This is a genomic window from Azospira oryzae, from assembly GCF_004217225.1.
GTDB classification, from domain to species: domain Bacteria; phylum Pseudomonadota; class Gammaproteobacteria; order Burkholderiales; family Rhodocyclaceae; genus Azospira; species Azospira oryzae.
This window is the reverse complement of the sequence record NZ_SHKM01000001.1, coordinates 412,900-431,511: the sequence shown is the minus strand read 5'-3', so window position 1 is coordinate 431,511 and position 18,612 is coordinate 412,900. Positions and strand designations below refer to the sequence as shown.

13 protein-coding genes and 3 tRNA genes are annotated in these 18,612 nt (G+C 64.3%); 5 read left to right on the top strand and 11 right to left on the bottom strand.

The annotated features are described in order from the left end of the window. Nucleotides 1-69: 69 nt before the first annotated feature. Nucleotides 70-2,241, bottom strand: a complete 2,172-nt coding sequence (locus EV678_RS01970; RefSeq protein ID WP_130458325.1) for an ABC transporter substrate-binding protein — start codon at nucleotides 2,239-2,241, stop codon at nucleotides 70-72. Nucleotides 2,242-2,373: 132 nt separating this feature from the next. Between EV678_RS01970 and fabI the strand changes: the two genes are divergently transcribed. Then, nucleotides 2,374-3,171 carry an enoyl-ACP reductase FabI gene (fabI, locus tag EV678_RS01965; protein WP_130458324.1) on the top strand — a complete coding sequence of 266 codons (798 nt, stop codon included), beginning with the start codon at nucleotides 2,374-2,376 and terminating at the stop codon, nucleotides 3,169-3,171. Between the two features lie 93 nt (nucleotides 3,172-3,264). On the opposite strand, the gene EV678_RS01960 is transcribed toward fabI, so the two are convergent. From EV678_RS01960 to EV678_RS01920, 9 genes are all read right to left on the bottom strand, one after another. After that, a complete protein-coding gene (locus EV678_RS01960) occupies nucleotides 3,265-5,157 on the bottom strand; it encodes a SurA N-terminal domain-containing protein (RefSeq protein ID WP_130458323.1) in 1,893 nt (630 codons plus the stop codon). A gap of 68 nt (nucleotides 5,158-5,225) precedes the next feature. Continuing rightward, a tRNA-Asp gene (locus tag EV678_RS01955) sits at nucleotides 5,226-5,302 on the bottom strand. A 25-nt stretch (nucleotides 5,303-5,327) separates the two neighbouring features. Then, a tRNA-Val gene (locus EV678_RS01950) sits at nucleotides 5,328-5,403 on the bottom strand. Between the two features lie 28 nt (nucleotides 5,404-5,431). Next, nucleotides 5,432-5,704: an HU family DNA-binding protein gene (locus tag EV678_RS01945; protein WP_014237258.1), complete on the bottom strand. Its 273-nt coding sequence runs from the start codon at nucleotides 5,702-5,704 to the stop codon at nucleotides 5,432-5,434. A 161-nt stretch (nucleotides 5,705-5,865) separates the two neighbouring features. Continuing rightward, nucleotides 5,866-8,283 (bottom strand): endopeptidase La, encoded by a 2,418-nt coding sequence (lon, locus tag EV678_RS01940; protein ID WP_130458322.1) that lies wholly within the window; start codon nucleotides 8,281-8,283, stop codon nucleotides 5,866-5,868. Nucleotides 8,284-8,397: 114 nt separating this feature from the next. Continuing rightward, nucleotides 8,398-9,672, bottom strand: coding sequence for an ATP-dependent Clp protease ATP-binding subunit ClpX (gene clpX, locus EV678_RS01935; RefSeq protein WP_014237256.1), 1,275 nt, complete (start codon nucleotides 9,670-9,672; stop codon nucleotides 8,398-8,400). 15 nt (nucleotides 9,673-9,687) lie between these two features. Beyond that, nucleotides 9,688-10,329: an ATP-dependent Clp endopeptidase proteolytic subunit ClpP gene (clpP, locus tag EV678_RS01930; protein WP_014237255.1), complete on the bottom strand. Its 642-nt coding sequence runs from the start codon at nucleotides 10,327-10,329 to the stop codon at nucleotides 9,688-9,690. 125 nt (nucleotides 10,330-10,454) lie between these two features. After that, complete coding sequence (gene tig / locus EV678_RS01925; protein WP_014237254.1) at nucleotides 10,455-11,759, bottom strand: trigger factor; 1,305 nt, start codon at nucleotides 11,757-11,759, stop codon at nucleotides 10,455-10,457. A 46-nt stretch (nucleotides 11,760-11,805) separates the two neighbouring features. Then, nucleotides 11,806-11,890: transfer RNA gene (locus tag EV678_RS01920), tRNA-Leu, on the bottom strand. A gap of 131 nt (nucleotides 11,891-12,021) precedes the next feature. On the opposite strand from EV678_RS01920, the gene hpnC reads away from it, so the two are divergent. From hpnC to hpnE, 3 genes are read left to right on the top strand one after another with little or no spacing between them, the layout of a single operon-like run. Then, entirely contained in the window at nucleotides 12,022-12,846 is an 825-nt protein-coding gene (hpnC, locus tag EV678_RS01915) for a squalene synthase HpnC (RefSeq protein WP_130458321.1), read from the top strand. A gap of 10 nt (nucleotides 12,847-12,856) precedes the next feature. Next, nucleotides 12,857-13,690, top strand: a complete 834-nt coding sequence (gene hpnD, locus EV678_RS01910; protein WP_130458320.1) for a presqualene diphosphate synthase HpnD — start codon at nucleotides 12,857-12,859, stop codon at nucleotides 13,688-13,690. After that, complete coding sequence (gene hpnE, locus EV678_RS01905) at nucleotides 13,675-15,012, top strand: hydroxysqualene dehydroxylase HpnE (protein WP_235832390.1); 1,338 nt, start codon at nucleotides 13,675-13,677, stop codon at nucleotides 15,010-15,012. The genes hpnD and hpnE overlap by 16 nt, the downstream gene beginning before the upstream one ends. A gap of 10 nt (nucleotides 15,013-15,022) precedes the next feature. Here hpnE and EV678_RS01900 read toward each other — a convergent pair whose 3' ends face one another. Then, nucleotides 15,023-15,577 carry a class I SAM-dependent methyltransferase gene (locus tag EV678_RS01900; protein ID WP_130458319.1) on the bottom strand — a complete coding sequence of 185 codons (555 nt, stop codon included), beginning with the start codon at nucleotides 15,575-15,577 and terminating at the stop codon, nucleotides 15,023-15,025. Between the two features lie 316 nt (nucleotides 15,578-15,893). On the opposite strand from EV678_RS01900, the gene EV678_RS01895 reads away from it, so the two are divergent. Further along, nucleotides 15,894-18,584 carry a bifunctional acetate--CoA ligase family protein/GNAT family N-acetyltransferase gene (locus EV678_RS01895; RefSeq protein ID WP_014237249.1) on the top strand — a complete coding sequence of 897 codons (2,691 nt, stop codon included), beginning with the start codon at nucleotides 15,894-15,896 and terminating at the stop codon, nucleotides 18,582-18,584. Nucleotides 18,585-18,612 lie beyond the last annotated feature (28 nt).

Here is an 18,612-nt window from a genome sequence, read left to right as displayed (position 1 = left end):
CAGCGGATTTGTGCGACGCCAGAACGCAAAAAAATAGCGCAATACGGGACAAAGGAACAGGGGCGCCGATCAGCGGGCGGACTGCCGCTCCCGGCGACGATGGGCCCGCACCGCCGGCACCAGCAGGCCTGCCAGCGCCAGGAGCAGGAGGGCCAGGGGCCAGCGCACGGGCTGGTTCCATTCCCGCTGCCGGGCCGCCCGGTCGGCGCCATCGACGCGCTGGTACTTGAGGGTGTTGTTGCCCACATCCGTGGGCTTGCGGTTGTAGAGCCAGCGGTGGCCGAGGGTGTAGTTCTTGGGGTGGAAGCCGAAGACCCAGGGGGCATCCTGCTGCACCAGATGCACCATCTGGCGGATGATCTTTTGCCGCTCAGGCCCGTTCTCCATGTTCTTCATGCGCTCGAAGAGGCGGTCGAACTCCGGATTCATGTAATTGGCGGAGTTCTCCCCCCCGTGCTTGACCCGGGTTTCGCTGCCGTGCAGCAGGAAGAAAAAGTTCTCCGGGTCCGGATAGTCCGCATTCCAGCCCAGATAGAACATCTGCACCGCGCCCTTGCGCAGCTTCTCCTGAAAACGGTTCCAGTCGGTGGAACGGACCACCAGCTGGATATCCAGCTTGGCGAACTGGCGGGTCAGCCAGTCCAGCCGCGACTTGTCGCCCATGCCGCCGCCGGTGGTGTCCAGATTCAGCACCAGGGGCTCACCGGTGCGGGCGTTGCGCCCGTTGGGCCAGCCGGCCTCGGCCATGAGGCGGCGGGCGCTCTCGATGGACTTGCGCCTGGGAGCGCCGTCCCGCCAGTCGTAGACCACCGGATTGATACCCCCCTGCCCTTCCTCGAAGCCGAAGATTCCGGGCGCCAGGGGGCTCATGGCGGGAATGCCGCGGCCATTCATGAAAATGGAAATGAACTCTTCCTGGTCGATGCCGATGGAAATGGCTTGGCGCAGCTTGCGCCCCCCATCGCCCAGGCCGCCGACTAGGCTGTCCTGCATGTTGAAGCCCATGTAGAAAATGGAAGCCCGGACGCTGGTGAGGAGGCGGATGCCCTTTTCCTGCATTTCCTCGGTGAGCTGCACATCGCCCCCCACATTGAGGCGCACCGCCTGGTCGAAACTGTCGGAGGAAATCCCCGAAGCGTCGTAATAGCCCTGGAGGAACTTGTTCCAGTAGGGAATGCTTTCCTTCTCCCGGGTGAACACCACCTTGTCGATGAAAGGCAGCGCCTTGCCGCAATCCGCCAGCAGGCCCTTCTCCCGGTCACCCGGATCGCCTTCACAAGGATAGGTTTCCCCGTGGAAATTGGGATTGCGCTCCAGCACCATGCGGCTGTTGGGATTGTTCTCCGTCAGCATGTAGGGACCGGTGCCGACCGGGTACCAGTCCAGGCTCAGGTTCTTTTCCGCCATGCCGGGCTGGCTGTAAAAGCGGTCCGCCTCCCTCGGCACCGGGGCGAAGAAGGGCATGGCCAGCCAGTAGAGGAACTGGGGATACTTGCCCTTGAGGCGAACCCGCCAGGTATAGCGATCCACCTTCTCCACCCCGGCAAGGGGATAGCGATCCAGGTCCAGCCAGCGGCCTGCCGGCGCCTTGGCCGCTTCGGCCTGCAGGATCTTGCCCAGCGCGGCCAAGCCTTCGATGCGTTCGGCCATCATGCCGAAGATGGGGGAATGGAGGCGGGGATGGGCCAGGCGCTTCATCTGGTAGATGTAATCATCGGCCGTCAGCTCGCGGCTACCGGTCTCGGCAAAGTCGGCCAGGCGCCGCACGTCCTGCAGCTTGAGGGGATCGAGATCGCCATAAACGGGGGTGCCGTCGGCCTTCAGGGCAAAGGCCGGATGGGGCTGGTAGCGGATGCCGGGTTTGATGCGGATTTCGTACACGCTGCTGGCGATCAGACTCTCGTCGGCAGTGGCCGGCAATTGACGGCCGGCGGCATCGTAATAGCGGGGCACCGGCACGCTCTCAGCCGTGGCGGGAATGAGGGTGTAGGGACGCTTCAGATAGTGGTACTGGAGCGGTGGCTCGTAAATCTGGCCGGTAAAGACGCTTTCGTCCTCGGCGTAGGACTGGACCGGGTCCAGGTGTTTGGGGCGCTCGGTGAAGGCCGAATAGAGCACGTTGCGACCGGCCTCCGCCACAGGATAGGGGTCGTTCCAGGGGCCTTCACCGCATCCGGTCAGAAGCAGGGGGAGCAGGGAAACAACGAGGGAGACGATCCCGGAAAGAGAGCCTTTGCGCATGGCCCGGAGTTTAGCGGAAGCGCCTGCGAGCGTCATTAAGGCGCCCCCGGCCCTTAACCTCCCGTGACGCACTGCGGTAAAATGCGCCCCGTTTCCGCTATAATCCCGCGGACTTTCAACTTAGGGGCATGTATGGGCTTTCTTGCCGAAAAACGCATCCTGATCACCGGGCTGCTCTCCAAGCATTCCATCGCCTATGGCATCGCCAAGGCTTGCCATCGTGAAGGCGCCCAGCTGGCTTTCACCTACCAGAACGAACGCTTCCAGGAGCGGGTCGCCAAATTTGCCGCCGAGTTCGACAGCACCCTGGTGCTGCCCTGCGACGTCGCCAACGACGAGGAAATCACCAACCTGTTCGTCGAACTGGGCAAGCACTGGGACAGCCTCGACGGCCTGGTCCACTCCGTTGCCTACGCGCCGTCCGAATCCCTGGAAGGCGACTTTCTCGATGCCATTTCCCGCGATGCCTTCCGCATCGCCCATGACATTTCCTCCTACAGCTTCCCGGCCCTGACCAAGGCCGCCCGCCCCATGCTGAAGAAGGCCAACGGCTCCGTGCTGGCCCTCTCCTACCTGGGTGCCGAGCGCACCATGCCCAACTACAACGTGATGGGCCTGGCCAAGGCCAGCCTGGAAGCGGCCGTGCGCTACATGGCCACCAGCCTGGGCCCCGAAGGCATGCGCGCCAACATCATCTCTGCCGGCCCGATCAAGACCCTGGCCGCCTCCGGCATCGGCAGCTTCGGCAAGCTGCTCTCCTACAACTCCCACCACGCCCCCCTGCGCCGCAACGTGACCATCGAGGAAGTGGGTAACGCTGCCGCTTTCCTGCTGTCCGACCTGGCCAGCGGCATCACCGGCGAAGTGCTGTACGTGGACGGCGGTTTCAACACCACCGCCCTGGGCAACGCCGAACCGATGGGCGCCTGACGAGAAAGCCCTTCTCCGGAGGTCCGTCAGCCGCCGCAATAAAAAAGCCGACCGTTTTCACGGTCGGCTTTTTTGTGCCTCGGATAATGCGGATCAACGATCCTTGTTGTCCTCCAGGGCGGCCTTGTTCACTTCGACCTTGTAGCGGGCACGCAGGCCAGCCAGGTAGGCGGCGAAATCTTCCTGGGCCACCAGGGAGGTGTATTCTTTCTGCAGCACCTTGCGCTTGCCTTCATCGAGGGACGAGGGCTGGCTGACCTTCATGATCTTGTACAGCACATAGCCCCCGTTGTTGGGGAACTCCACCCCGGTATAGGCAGGCAACTTGCCGGCGTCGGCCTTGAAGATGGCCTGCAGGGCGGCGGGCGGCACCTGGCGGCTGCCTTCCATGCGCGACACATTCTTCACCAGGGCCCAGCCCAGCTTGTCCTCGCCGGCCTTCAACTGGGCCAGCTTCTCCTCGCCGGCCTTCTTGGCCAGGGCGTTGCTCTCCTGAATCTTGAGAATCTCCTCGATCTGGCCCTTGACCGTATCGAACGGTTTCAGGCTGGCCGGCTTGTGCTCGACGATACGGGCAGCCACCAGGGTGTTGGGGGCGATTTCAACGGCTTCGGTATTGCGCTTGTTCTTCAGCACATCTTCGCCGAAGAGGGCGGCCAACGCCTTCTCGTTGCCCAGGACTCCGGCATTCTGACCGCCGCGACGGGAGAACCAACCGGTCTGCTGCAGCGGCAGCTTGAAACGGTCCGCCGCCGGCTTGAGGCTGTCGGACTGTTCATAAACCGTGTTGCTGAAGGCCTCAGCCGCTTCGGCAAACTTGCGGGAGGCTGCCTGACGCTTCAGTTCCGCTTCGATCTCCGGCTTCACCTCGTCCAGGGTCTTCAGCTTGCCGCCCTTGATGCCGGTGACCTTGATGATGTGGAAACCGAAATCGGATTGAACCAGGCCGGACAGCTCGCCTTCCTTCTGGCTGAAGACCGCATCCTCGAAAGGCTTGACCATGCTGCCCTTGCCGAAGAAGCCCAGATCGCCGCCCTTGCTGGCAGAACCGGGATCCTTGGATTCGCGCTTGGCGATATCGGCGAACTTGGCAGGATTCTGCTGCACTTCCTTGAGCACGGCTTCGGCCTTGCTCTTGGCCTGGGCCACGTCGCTGCCGCTGGGGATAAGGATGTGGCTGGCGCGGCGCTCTTCGGACTGCTGGTAGCGATCCTTGTGGCCTTCGTACCAGGACTTGATCTCTTCCGGCGTCACGACCAGCTGGGCCAGCAGGGCATCGACCGACAGCTGCACGAACTCGGCCCGCACCTGCTCCGGAATTTCGAAGCTGGCCCGGTTTTCCTCATAGAACTTCTGCATGGCCTCGGCACTGGGCTTGGCCTGAGCCGCAAACTGCTCGGGCACGATACGCAGCTCTGCCACTTGCCGTTCTTCCGCCTGAATGCGCAGCATGGCTTCCGCGGCTGCAGCCGCCACCATGCCCGTATCGCTGACGGAGCCGACCAGCTGCTGCAGCGTCAGATCCTGACGCAACTGGGCTTCGAAACCCGTCTGGGTCAGCCCCTGGGCCTTGAGGGCGGTTTCGTAACGTGCGGCGGAAAACTTGCCGTCTTCCTGCAGGGCGGGAATCTTGCTGATCACATCGCGCAGCAGGTCGTCGCTGGCCATGAGGCGGCGCTTGTTCGCCTCCAGCAGCAGCACCCGCTGATCCACCAGGGAATTGACCACCGCCAGGCGAGCCTCGGGAGACTCCATCAGAGCCGGATTGTAGTTGGGTCCCAGGGCGCCCCGGAGCCGCTCCTGCTGGTTGCGCCAGGCCTGCTGATACTGCTGCAGGGTGATGGGCGTGCCACCGACAGTCGCCACATCGCGACTGTCGCCCGCATTGCGGATGTAGGATTCAACCCCCCAGAAAGCGAACGGCAGGGTGATCAATCCGAGAAATACCTGAACGATGCGTTTGTTGTTGCGGACGGCGTCAAACATAAGAAGGCTTCCGTTGTTTGGCTCACTGAAATAAAAAAAGGCGAACTTTCGTTCGCCTTTTTGCTTACTGGCGGAGTGGACGGGACTCGAACCCGCGACCCCCGGCGTGACAGGCCGGTATTCTAACCGACTGAACTACCACTCCTGACTAACTCTGTACGCTCTTTTTCTGGTGGGTGCTGACGGGATCGAACCGCCGACATCCAGCTTGTAAGGCTAGCGCTCTACCAACTGAGCTAAGCACCCGTGCCGTTTGGCTAAGCGCGAAAGACCGTTAGTTTACCGCATCCTTGAGCGCTTTACCAGCGCGGAACTTCGGCACCTTGGCTGCCTTGATCTTGATGGTGGCGCCGGTGCGCGGGTTGCGGCCGGAACGGGCAGCACGCTTGCCAACATAGAAGGTGCCAAAACCCACCAGGGTCACCATGCCGCCCTTCTTCAGGGAAGTCTTGACGGCACCGATGGTGGCATCAAGCGCACGGCCGGCTGCAGCCTTGGAGATATCCGCAGACTTGGCGATTTGATCGATCAGTTCAGATTTGTTCACGTAAGCCCCCTTACATAAAGGTTGTTAACAGGAAAGTCCTGCACGCACTTTTATAACAAGCCGGAAAACCTTGTGTCAAGCGGTTTCTAGCCGATTCGGGGGATATTCTGAGGGGGTGTTGCCATGCCGGAAGAATTGCATCCGGCATGGCAAAAATGGCATCAGTGGGTGATGACGCCGGAATTGGCGGAATCATCCGCCTGGGCGGCGACCGGCGCCGCTGCTTGATCTACAGCCGGCAGGGGCTCGGGCATGCGCTCCAGGGCGTGCTGCAGCACCTGGTCGATCCAGCGCACGGGAACGATCTCGATCTTGCCCTTGATGCTGTCGGGAATCTCGGTCAGGTCCTTGACGTTCTCTTCCGGGATCAGGGCCTTCTGCAGACCGCCACGCACTGCGGCCAGCAGCTTTTCCTTGAGACCGCCGATGGCCAGCACCTCGCCCCGCAGGGTGATTTCACCGGTCATGGCCACGTCGCAACGCACCGGAATGCCGGTCAGCACGGACACCATCGCCGTGCAAATGCCGATACCGGCGGAAGGGCCGTCCTTGGGAATGGCGCCTTCGGGCAGGTGGATGTGGATGTCGGTCTTCTGGTAGAAGTCGTCCTTGATGCCGAGGGACTGGGCCCGCTGGCGCACCACGGAAACGGCCGCCTGGATGGACTCCTGCATCACCTCGCCCAGCTTGCCGGTCTTGATGGTATTGCCCTTGCCCGGCAGGGCGGCGGTTTCGATGGTGAGCAGTTCGCCGCCCACTTCGGTCCAGGCCAGACCGGTCACCTGACCCACCTGGTTTTCCTTTTCCGCCATGCCAAAGGTGTAACGGCGCACGCCGAGGAACTTGTCCAGATTGCGTGCCGTGACGGCCACCTTGGTCTGGCTCTTCTTCAGCAGCAGGGTCTTCACCACCTTGCGGCAGATCTTGGAGATTTCACGCTCCAGGCTGCGCACGCCGGCTTCCCGGGTGTAGTAGCGGATGATGTCGCGCAGGGCGCTTTCGGCCACGGCGATCTCGGTCTTCTTCAGACCGTTGTTCTTCATCTGCTTGGGCAACAGGTAGCGCAGGGCGATGCTGACCTTCTCGTCTTCCGTGTAGCCGGAGAGGCGGATCAGCTCCATCCGGTCCAGCAGCGGGCCGGGGATGTTTAGGGTGTTGGCCGTCGCCACGAACATGACTTCGGACAGGTCATATTCCACTTCGACATAGTGATCCACGAAGGTGGAGTTCTGCTCCGGATCCAGCACCTCCAGCAGGGCGGAGGAAGGATCGCCGCGGAAGTCCATGCCCATCTTGTCCACCTCGTCGAGGAGGAACAGGGGGTTCTTCACCGCCACCTTGGTCATGTTCTGCAGGATCTTGCCCGGCATGGAACCGATGTAGGTACGGCGGTGGCCGCGAATCTCAGCCTCGTCCCGCACGCCGCCAAGACTCATGCGCACGAACTTGCGGTTGGTGGCCTGGGCGATGGACTGGCCGAGGGAGGTCTTGCCCACCCCGGGAGGTCCGACCAGGCACAGGATCGGCGCCTTGAGCTTGTCCACCCGCTGCTGCACGGCGAGATACTCGAGAATGCGTTCCTTGACCTTCTCCAGGCCCCAGTGGTCCTTGTCCAGGATCTTCTGGGCTTCGGCCAGATCCTTGGAGACCCGGGTCTTCTTCTTCCAGGGCAGCCCCACCAGGGTCTCGATGTAGTTGCGCACCACGGTGGCTTCGGCCGACATGGGCGACATCAGCTTGAGCTTCTTCAGCTCGGACTGGGCCTTGGCGACGGCTTCCTTGGTCATGCCGGCAGCCTTGACCTTCTTTTCCATCTCTTCCAGGTCGGCCCACTCTTCGCCTTCGCCCAGTTCCTTCTGGATGGCCTTGACCTGTTCGTTCAGGTAGTACTCGCGCTGGCTCTTTTCCATCTGGCGCTTGACGCGGCCGCGGATGCGCTTCTCCACCTGCAGGATGTCGATCTCGGACTCGAGCTGGGTCAGCAGACGCTCGATGCGCCCCTTGATGTCGAACAGCTCGAGGATTTCCTGCTTCTGTTCGAGCTTGAGCGGCAGATGGGCAGCGATGGTGTCGGCCAGTCGGCCGGCTTCTTCGATGCCGGCAATGGAGGTGAGGATTTCCGGCGGAATCTTCTTGTTCAGTTTGACGTACTGGTCGAACTGGGCAATCACGGCCCGACGCATGGCCTCCACTTCATGGTTGGGGCCGTCTTCGCCGGCGATGGGCGTGGCGGTGGCGAAGAACATGGTCTGCTGGTTGTCCACCGCAGTGATGCGGGCGCGCTGGGTGCCTTCCACCAGCACCTTCACGGTGCCGTCGGGCAGCTTCAGCATCTGCAGGATGTTGGCAACGCAACCGATCTCGTAGAGGTCCTCGGGAGCGGGATCATCCTTGGCAGCGGACTTCTGGGCCACCAGCAGGATGCTCTTGCCGGCCTCCATGGCGGTTTCCAGGGCCTTGATGGACTTCGGGCGCCCCACGAACAGGGGAATGACCATGTGGGGGAAGACCACCACGTCCCGCAGGGGCAGCAAGGGCAGATCCACGGGCTCGGAAGGTAATAGGGTAATGCTGGACATGGTGAGTCCTTATGAAAAGCAATCACCCTTGAAGATAGGGGCGATGGAAGGATTCTTCAAGCCCGGGGAGTCACCAAATTTGGCGACTCCCCGGCTTGCAGGCAATGCGCGGGATCAGTTGGAGCCGGAAACCTTGGGCTGCTCGGCGTAGATGAGGATGGGCTTGGCTTCGCCGGAGATCATGCCTTCGTCGATCACCACCTTGGAGACATTGTCCATGCCCGGAAGTTCATACATGGTTTCCAGGAGCACGCCTTCCAGGATGGAACGCAGGCCCCGGGCGCCGGTCTTGCGTTCCAGCGCGCGGCGGGCGATGGCGGTGAGGGCCGCGGGACGCACTTCCAGTTCGGCACCTTCCATGGCGAAGAGCTTCTGGTACTGCTTGATCAGGGCGTTCTTCGGCTCGATCAGGATTTCCACCAGGGCAGCTTCGGACAGTTCGTCCAGGGTGGCGATCACCGGCAGGCGGCCGACGAACTCGGGAATCAGGCCGAACTTGATCAGGTCCTCGGGCTCCACGGTGCGCAGCACTTCGCCGACGGCCTTCTTGTCTTCCTTGCTCTTCACTTCGGCGCCGAAACCGATGCCGCCACGGGTGGAGCGGTTGCGGATGACCTTTTCCAGGCCATCGAAAGCGCCGCCGCAGATGAAGAGGATGTTGGCCGTATCCACCTGGACGAAGTCCTGGTTGGGATGCTTGCGCCCGCCCTGGGGCGGCACGCTGGCCACGGTACCTTCGATCAGCTTGAGCAGGGCCTGCTGCACGCCCTCGCCGGAAACGTCCCGGGTGATGGAGGGGTTGTCGGACTTGCGGGAAATCTTGTCGATTTCGTCGATATAGACGATGCCCTGCTGGGCCTTCTCGACTTCGTAGTCGCACTTCTGCAGCAGCTTCTGGATGATGTTTTCCACGTCCTCGCCGACGTAGCCGGCCTCGGTCAGGGTGGTGGCATCGGCCATGACGAAGGGCACGTTGAGCAGGCGGGCCAGGGTCTGGGCCAGCAGGGTCTTGCCGGAGCCGGTGGGGCCGATCAGCAGGATGTTACTCTTGGCCAGTTCCACGTCATCGGCGCTCTTGCCCTGATGGCGCAGGCGCTTGTAGTGGTTGTACACGGCCACGGAGAGGATCTTCTTCGCCACTTCCTGGCCGATCACGTACTGGTCCAGGATGCTGCAGATTTCCTTCGGCGTCGGCAGGTCGTCCTTGCCGCCCTTGCCGCCGACGTCACCGGCGATCTCGTCGCGGATGATGTCGTTGCACAGCTCGATGCACTCGTCGCAAATGAACACGGACGGTCCGGCGATGAGCTTCTTCACCTCATGCTGGCTCTTGCCGCAGAAGGAGCAATAAAGCAGCTTTTCGGCGCTGCCGCTTTTCTTTTCCGTCATATGTCGTCCCCTGCCTTATTTTGCTTCCTGGGCATCGGCACGGCTGCTCAGAACCTTGTCGATCAGGCCGTATTCCATGGCTTCGGCTGCAGAAAGGAAGTTGTCGCGATCCGTATCCTTCTCGATACGATCCACGGGCTGGCCGCTGTGCTTGGCCATGATCTCGTTCAACTTGGCACGCAGGGAGAGAATTTCCTTGGCGTGGATTTCGATGTCGGAGGCCTGGCCCTGGAAACCGCCCATGGGCTGGTGAATCATGACACGGGAATTGGGCAGCGCAAAACGCTTGCCCTTGGCCCCGGCGTTGAGCAGGAAAGCGCCCATGGACGCAGCCTGGCCCATGCACAGGGTGGAGACGTCGGGCTTGATGAACTGCATGGTGTCGTAGATGGACAGGCCAGCGGTCACGGAACCACCCGGGGAATTGATGTAGAAGAAGATGTCCTTGTCGGGATTATCTGCTTCCAGGAACAGCAACTGGGCCACCACCAGGTTGGCGGAGGCGTCGTTCACCGGCCCGACCAGGAACACGATGCGTTCCTTGAGCAGGCGGGAATAAATGTCAAAAGCCCGTTCACCGCGGCCGCTTTGCTCAACCACCATGGGGACCAGCCCCAGGGCTTGGGGATCCCACTGGCTGCCGTTATCGATCTTCATGCGCATCCTCTGTTTTTTGGTTGGGGGAGTCGAAGGTTTGGGACGTTGCGGTGACTTATTATGACGCAGGGGCCGCAAAAACTTGCAGCCCCTACGTTACTTCTTCTGCGGATGCAAAGCGCGTCTTAGGCGCGGCGACCCATCAGTTCGTCGAAGTCGGCGGTCTTGTCGGTAACCTTGGCCCGTTCCAGGACCCAGCTTACCACGTTATCTTCGACCACGACGGCCTCGACCTCGGCCAGACGCTGGGGCTGGGCGTAGTACCACTTCACCACTTCGTCCGGGTTCTCGTAGGACTGGGCAGCCTCTTCCACCATGGCCTTGATCTGCTCGGGCTTGGCGTACAGGTTTTCCACCTTCACCAGCTCGGCCAGCACCAGACCCAGGGTGACGCGGCGCTTGGCCTGCTCGCCGAACCACTCGGGCTTGACCGGCAGGTCCTTGCCCTTGAAGCCGCGGGCTTCCATGTCAGCCTTGGCGGCCTGCATCAGACGCTCCACTTCGCCTTCGATGAGGGCATTGGGCACGTCGATGGGGTTGGCCTTGAGCAGGGCTTCCATGACCTGGTCCTTGGTCTGGGCCTGGATGCGCTTCTTCACTTCGCGACCCAGATTGGTCTGGATCTCGGCGCGCATCTTTTCCACGTCGCCGTCGGCAATGCCCATCAGCTTGGCGAATTCGGCATCGACCTCGGGCAGCTTGGCGCCCTGGACTTCCTTGACGGTGATCTCGAACTGCACGGACTGGCCGGCCAGGTCCTTGGAGAAGTAGTCAGCGGGGAAGGTCATGTCGAAGGTCTTGGACTCGCCAGCCTTGAGGCCTTCCACGTTGTTCTCGAAATCGGCCAGCATCATGCCTTCGCCCAGGACGAAGGGGTAATCGGTGGCCTGGCCGCCTTGGAAGGCAACGCCGTCCTTCTTACCCAGGAAATCGATGACCACGCGGTCGCCCTTGGCGGCGGCGCGATCGGCCTTATCGAAGGTGACGCGCTGCTTGCGCAGGATGTCCAGGGTCTTGTCCACTTCGGCAGCGCCGACTTCGAAGGACAGGCGCTCCACGTCGGTGGTGGAAACGTCGCCCAGGGTGATTTCGGGATAAACCTCGAAAATGGCGGAGAATTCCAGCTGGGTGTCGCTCTCGGTCTTCTTGGCCTCGATGCGGGGATAGCCGGCCACACGCAGCTTCTGGGCGGTCACGGCTTCGCCGAAGGCCTTGTCCACAGCGTCGGCCAGGGCTTCGTGGCGGGCCTGGGCACCGTACTGCTGCTTGACCATGTTGAACGGCACCTTGCCGGGACGGAAGCCGGGCAGCTTGACGCTCTTGCCCATGCGCTTCAGACGCTCGTCCACGTCCTTATCCAGATCGGCGATGGCAACGGCGATATCCAGGCGACGTTCCAGGGCGCTGGAGACTTGGGAATTCTCTTGCATGCGTTTTCCTTAGTGACAACAAGGGCAGCCTAGGCCGCCCGATCCGTGGTGCGAGAGAAGGGACTCGAACCCCCACGCCTTGCGGCGCTGGAACCTAAATCCAGTGCGTCTACCAATTCCGCCACTCTCGCGCAAACGAGCTATTTTACCCGAGTTGCCTCTATACTGTAAGCCTTGCCCCACGCCGCGAATCCGCGGGGGCCGCAACCGCCAGAGACGACGCCGGCCTGGCCCGGCAAGCGTCCGCCACGACCGCATGCCCATGCCCGTCGATCACTACGAAAATTTCCCTGTCGCCTCCATCCTCCTGCCCCGGCACCTGCGCCGCCCGGTGGAAGTCATCTACCGTTTCGCCCGCAGCGCCGACGACATCGCCGACGAGGGCGAAGCCGGCGATGCCGAGCGCCTGCAGGCCCTGGCAACCTACGACGCCGAGCTGGAGCGCATCGAGGCCGGCATCACCCCGGAAACGCCCCTATTCCAGGACCTGGCCCCCATCCTGGTGGCCCACGACCTGCCCCTGCAGCCGTTCCACGACCTGCTCTCGGCCTTCGCCCAGGACGTCACGGTCAAGCGCTACGCCGATTACCCCGCCCTGCTCGACTACTGCCGCCGCTCCGCCAACCCGGTGGGACGCATCATGCTGCACCTGTTCGAAGCCGCCACGCCGGAAAACCTGGCCCGCTCGGACGCCATCTGCACCGCCCTGCAGCTGATCAATTTCTGGCAGGACGTGGCCGTGGACTGGGAGAAGCAGCGGGTCTACCTGCCCCAGGAGGACCTGCTGCGCTTCGGCCTCGACGAAAAAGCCATCGCCGCCGGACAGGTCGACGAGGCCTGGTGCGCCCTCATGGATTTCCAGGTGCAGCGGGCCCGCCAGCTGATGCTGGACGGCGCCCCCCTGGCCCTGGACCTGCCCGGCCGTTTCGGCTGGGAAATCCGCCTGACGGTGGAAGGGGGCCTACGCATCCTGGAAAAAATCGGGCAGGTAGGGGGCGACGTTTTCCGCCGGCGCCCCCGTCTCGGCGGCGGCGACTGGTTGCTCCTGGCCTGCCGTGCCGCCCTCTTCCGCCACGGATGCCGCTAGAATCCCGCCCATGAATCCCCACGACTACTGCCAGCAGAAGGCAGCCGCCAGCGGCTCCTCCTTCACCATCAGCTTCACCCTCCTGCCCCGGGAGAAGAAGCAGGCCATGACCGCCCTCTACGCTTTCTGCCGGGAGGTGGACGACGTGGTGGACGAAGTCGAGGACCCCCAGGTGGCGGCCATCAAGCTGGCCTGGTGGCGCCAGGAGGTGGAACGGCTCTACGACGGCACGCCCCAGCACCCGGTGGCCCAGGCCCTGGCCGAGGTGATCAAGACCATTCCCCTGGACAAGGAACTGCTGCTGGAAATCATCGACGGCATGGAAATGGACCTGACCCAGGCCCGCTACGCCGACTTCAAATCCCTGCAGCTCTACTGCTACCGCGTCGCCAGCGTGGTGGGCCTGCTCTCCGCCGAAATCTTCGGCATGACGCAAAGGGCCACGCGCAAGTACGCCCACGACCTGGGCATGGCCTTCCAGCTCACCAACATCATCCGCGACGTGGGCGAGGATGCCCGCCGCGGCCGCATCTACCTGCCCATGGACGAACTGCAGCGCTTCAACGTGCCGGCGGCGGACATCCTCAACAGCCGCCCGACGGAAGCCTTCGCCGCCCTCATGCAGTTCCAGATCGAACGGGCCCGCGGCTTCTACGAGCAGGCCTTCGCCGCCCTGCCGGCGGTGGACCGCCGCCAGCAGAAGCCGGGGCTGGTGATGGCCGCCATCTACCGCAGCCTGCTGGAAGAAATCGCCGCCGAGCCCGGGCTGGTCCTCACCCACCGCATATCCATCCCGCCCGGACGCAAGGCCTGGCTGGCTCTCAAGGCGTGGATCAAGGGCTGACGCCGCCCGGCGCCGGGGCGCCGCCCCGGGTCGCCATTGTCGGCGCCGGCTGGGCCGGCCTAGCCTGCGCCGTGGCCCTGGTCCGCCAGGGCATCCCCGTCAGCGTCTTCGAATCGGCGCGCCAGCCGGGCGGTCGCGCCCGCCTGGTCCAGGTCGAAGGCCTGGCCCTGGACAACGGCCCCCACCTGCTCATCGGCGCCTACGGCGCCACCCTGGAACTGATGGACCAGATCGGCAGCGCCGGGCACCTGCGCCGGGCGCCCCTGGCCCTGCTGACGCCGCCCCACTTCAGTCTGCGCCTGCCGCGCCTGCCCGCCCCCCTGCACCTGGTCTGGGGCCTGCTCACGGCCAAAGGCGCCGGCCTGGGCGAGAAGGTCGCTGCCGCCCGCTTCATGCAAGCCCTCAAGGCCAGCGCCTACCGACTCCCCGCCGACTGCAGCGTCAGCGAACTGCTGCAACGGCACCGCCAGGGCCCCCGGCTGACCCGTTTCCTGTGGGAACCCCTGTGCCTGGCCGCCCTCAACACCCCGGCCGCCACCGCCTCAGCCCAGGTCTTCGCCAACGTCCTGCGCGATAGCCTGGGTGGCCCGGGAGGCGCGACGGACATGCTTTTGCCGACCACCCACCTGGGGGGCCTCGTCCCTGAACCCGCTACGGCCTGGCTGGCTGAAAATGGCCAGCCGGTGCGCCTCTCCAGCCGGGTACGCCGCATTTCGGCCAGCGGCGCGGGTTGGCGACTGGAGTGGGAAAACGAAGGACAGACGGGCAGCGCCGAATTCAGCCAGGTGGTGCTGGCCACCGCCCCCCAGCACGGCGCCGCCCTGCTGCCGCCGGCACCGGCCCTGGACGCCCTGCGCCGGCAACTGGCCGCCTTCGCCTACGAGCCCATCGCTACGGTGTATCTGCAGTACGACGCAGACGTAACCCTGCCCTTCCCCCTGCTGGGCCTGGCCGGGCCCATCGGCCAATGGGTCTTCGACCGGGGCCCTCTCGACGGCCACCGGGGCCTGCTGGCCTGCGTCCTCAGCGCCCACGGTCCCTGGGAAGCGCTGGCCCCCGAGGCCCTGGCCCAGTCCCTGCACCGGGAGCTGGAAAGCGCCCTCGGCCGCCCCCTGGCGCCACCCCGCTGGCAGCGCACCATCCGGGAGGCCCGGGCCACCTTCGCCTGCCGGCCCGATCTGGAGCGCCCCGCCAACGCCACGCCCCTGCCCGGCCTGTGGCTGGCCGGCGACTACACCGCCGGCGACTATCCGGCCACCCTGGAAGGGGCCGTGCGCAGCGGCCATACGGCCGCCCGCCTGATCGCCGCCAACCTGGCTTAAGCGCCCCGCCTCAGGGCCGGCCGGGAAGCCGGGGCAAATCGCCCCGCACCGCACACAGGCGCTGCACCATGGCCGCTTTCGGCGCCTCCACCTCTCCCGCCTCGTAGGCAACCACCTGCAGCCCCTGCTGCCGGCAGACCTCCAGCAACTCCCCCGGCTGCAGCAGGAAATCCGGCCGGCTCGGCTTGCCGAAACGCTCGTTGCCCGCCATGAAGGTCTCGTAGAGCAGCACCCCCCGGGGCGCCAGGGCTGCCGCCAGCAGGGGCCACAGGGGCCGGTGCAGATAGTTGGTGACGACGATGCCGTCAAAGCGGCGTCCGGCCAGGGGCCAGGGACCACCTTCCAGGTCCGCAGCCAGGGCTTCGATGCCCGGCAGCCCCGTCAGGGCAGCAATGGCTTCGGCATCCCGATCCACGGCCGTCACCGCCAGGCCCCGGGCCGCCAGCCAGCGGGCATGGCGGCCACTGCCGCAGGCCAGGTCCAGCACGCTGCCACCGTCGGGCAGGAGGTGGGCAAAGCGGGTGATCCAGGAGGATGGCGGCAGGACGGAAACAGGGGCGGACATGGGAGCTCCGGACGAAGGCTGGACGAAAGCCGGGAGCAAGGGCTCCGGCCAAATATGGTGCAATGCAACATGGCGTACGGGTGAAACGGGGCGCGGCCGAATCAACCCTTGCAAGCGGCCGGGAATCGGCCCGACAGGCAGACTATAGGTTTAATTGTCACTTTCCTGACCTGGATCAAACGGCAACCGGGGGCTGCGGTTTTCCCCATGAGACACCTTCTGACTTTTGTGCTAGATTTTTGCGTCGCACAATATCAAACTGGAACTCGAATCAGCACCGGCCAAGCCGGGCTGGTCCAAAGCTCGGGGACAAGTCATGCACGAAGAAGAACACTACCTTACCAGCCTGTTCGAACCCAAGTCCGTCGCCGTCATCGGTGCCTCGGACCGGGAAAACTCCGTCGGCAACATCATCTACCGCAACATCGTGGCCGCCGGCTACAAGGGCCGCCTCTACCCGATCAACCCCAAGCACGACACCGTGCAGGGCGTGCAGGCCTACAAGTCCATCGAGGAGATCGGCGCCCGCGTGGACCTGGCCGTGATTGCCACCCAGGCCCGCACCGTGCCGGCCATCATCGAGCAATGCGGCCGCAGCGGCGTCAAGAACGTGGTGGTCATCACCGCCGGCTTCGCCGAGGCCGGCCACTCCGGTGCCGCCCTCGAACGCAAGATGGTGGAAATCGCCCGCAGCTACGGCGTGCGCATCCTGGGCCCCAATTGTCTCGGCCTGATCCGCCCGGTGCAGGGCCTCAACGCCACCTTCGCCAACATCTCCGCCAACCCGGGCAACCTGGCCCTGGTCTCCCAGTCCGGCGCCCTGTGCACCGCCATTCTCGACTGGGCCAAGGTCAATGACGTGGGCTTCTCCTCCGTCATTTCCACCGGCGGCTCCGCCGACATCGATTTCGGCGAGATTCTCGACTATCTGGTTTACGACAACCGCACCCACTACATCCTCATGTACGTGGAAGGCATCCGCAACGCCCGCCGCTTCATGAGCGCAATGCGTTCGGCCGCCCGCATCAAGCCCATCCTGCTGCTCAAGGCCGGCCGTTACGAATCCGGTTCCGTCGCCGCCCAGGTGCACTCGGGCATGGCCCTGGGCTCCGACGCGGTGTTCGACGCCGCCCTGAAGCGGGCCGGCGTGGTGCGGGTGCGCAACATCGGCCAGCTGTTCTACGCCGCCAAGGGCCTGGCCTCCAAGTTCCGCCCCGACGGCAACAAGCTGCTGATCATCACCAACGGTGGCGGCCCCGGCGCCATGGCCGCCGACCGGGCCGCCGAGCTGGGCATTCCCCTGGCCGACCTGTCCCAGTCCACCATCGCCTCCCTCAATGCGGTGTTGCCGCCCACCTGGTCCCACGCCAACCCCATCGACATCGTCGGCGATGCCACCCCGGAACGCTACCGGGACGCCATCCTGGCCGGCACCCAGGACCCGGAGGTGGACGGCATCCTGGTGATGCTGACGCCCCAGGCCATGACCCAGCCCGAGGAAGTGGCCAAGGCCGTGATCACCGCCAGCGAGACCTGTACCAAGCCCATCGTCGGCTGCTGGATGGGCGAACAGCAGACCTACCCGGCGCGCAAGATGCTGACCGAGGCCGGAATCCCCGCCTTCCGCATGCCGGAAACGGCGGTGGACCTGTTCTCCCACCTGTCCACCTACTACCGCAACCAGAAGCTGCTGCTGCAGACGCCGGAGCCCATCTCCCGCCAGGCCAAGACCGCCACCGAAGGCGCCAAGATGCTGATCGAGGCGGTGCTGTCGGAACGGCGCAAGGTGCTCTCCGAAATGGAATCCAAGTCCGTGCTGCGGGCCTTCAAGATTCCGGTGGCCCAGACCATGGTGGCCCGCACTCCCACCGAGGCCCTGCTGCTGGCCGAGCAGATCGGCTTCCCGGTGGTGATGAAGGTGGATTCCCCCGACCTGCCGCGCAAGTCCGAAGTGGGCGGCGTGCGTCTCAACATCATCTCCGCCGCTGCCGTGCGCAATGCCTACCACGACATTCTCGACACCGTGGGCCGCAACGCCCCCAGCGCCCGCATCAACGGCGTTTCCATCGAGCCCTTCGTGGCCCGTCCCAACGGCCGGGAACTGAAGGTGGGCGTGATCCGGGACCGGGTCTTCGGCCCCGTCATCACCTTCGGTGTCGGCGGTGCCGAGTGCGAGGTCTTCAACGACACCGCCGTGGCCCTGCCGCCCATGAACAGCTACCTGGTGGAGGACCTGATCCGTTCCACCCGGGCCGCCAAGATCCTGGGCGACTACCGCAACATGCCCGCCGCCAACATGGAGGCCCTGGAGGACGTGCTGCTGCGCATCTCCCAGATGGTGTGCGAACTGCCCTGGCTGCAGGAGCTGGACCTCAACCCCCTGATCGTCGATGAAAACGGCGCCATCGCCGCCGATGCCCGCATCGTCATCGACTTCGCCCCCTCATCCGGTGACCGCTATTCCCACATGGCCATCCACCCCTACCCGGCCCACCTGGTGGAGGACTGGGTCCTGCCCGACGGCCAGGTGGTGGTGATCCGCCCCATCCGTCCGGAAGATGCGGAAATGGAGAAGGAATTCGTCGCCCACCTGTCCGACGAATCCAAGTACTTCCGTTTCATGGACACCCTGCGGGAGCTGACCCAGTCCATGCTGGTGCGTTTCACCCAGATCGACTACGACCGGGAAATGGCCTTTGTCGCCGTCACCGAGGAGGACGGCAAGGAAGTCCAGGTGGGCGTCTCCCGCTTCGTCTCCAACCCGGACGGCGAGACGGTGGAATTCGCCCTGGCCGTGGCCGACGGCTGGCAGAAGCGCGGCGTCGGCCGCAAGCTGATGAGCGCCATCATCGAGTGCGCCCGGGCCAAGGGCTACCGGGCCGTGGTGGGCGACGTGCTGGCCCTCAACTCCAAGATGTTCAAGCTGATGACCAGCCTGGGCTTCACCATCCACCCCCACCCCGAAGATCCGGCCGTGAAGCGCGTCATCAAGCCCCTCACCGACTGATCCGCGCGGCGCCCCTCAAAAGGGGGCG

Bases quoted from the DNA above. Each gene is read 5' to 3' on its own strand.
- EV678_RS01970 (WP_130458325.1), bottom strand. From the start codon at position 2,241: ATGCGCAAAGGCTCTCTTTCCGGGATCGTCTCCCTCGTTGTTTCCCTG.
- fabI (WP_130458324.1), top strand. From the start codon at position 2,374: ATGGGCTTTCTTGCCGAAAAACGCATCCTGATCACCGGGCTGCTCTCC.
- EV678_RS01960 (WP_130458323.1), bottom strand. From the start codon at position 5,157: ATGTTTGACGCCGTCCGCAACAACAAACGCATCGTTCAGGTATTTCTC.
- lon (WP_130458322.1), bottom strand. From the start codon at position 8,283: ATGTCCAGCATTACCCTATTACCTTCCGAGCCCGTGGATCTGCCCTTG.
- clpX (WP_014237256.1), bottom strand. From the start codon at position 9,672: ATGACGGAAAAGAAAAGCGGCAGCGCCGAAAAGCTGCTTTATTGCTCC.
- clpP (WP_014237255.1), bottom strand. From the start codon at position 10,329: ATGAAGATCGATAACGGCAGCCAGTGGGATCCCCAAGCCCTGGGGCTG.
- tig (WP_014237254.1), bottom strand. From the start codon at position 11,759: ATGCAAGAGAATTCCCAAGTCTCCAGCGCCCTGGAACGTCGCCTGGAT.
- hpnC (WP_130458321.1), top strand. From the start codon at position 12,022: ATGCCCGTCGATCACTACGAAAATTTCCCTGTCGCCTCCATCCTCCTG.
- hpnD (WP_130458320.1), top strand. From the start codon at position 12,857: ATGAATCCCCACGACTACTGCCAGCAGAAGGCAGCCGCCAGCGGCTCC.
- EV678_RS01900 (WP_130458319.1), bottom strand. From the start codon at position 15,577: ATGTCCGCCCCTGTTTCCGTCCTGCCGCCATCCTCCTGGATCACCCGC.
- EV678_RS01895 (WP_014237249.1), top strand. From the start codon at position 15,894: ATGCACGAAGAAGAACACTACCTTACCAGCCTGTTCGAACCCAAGTCC.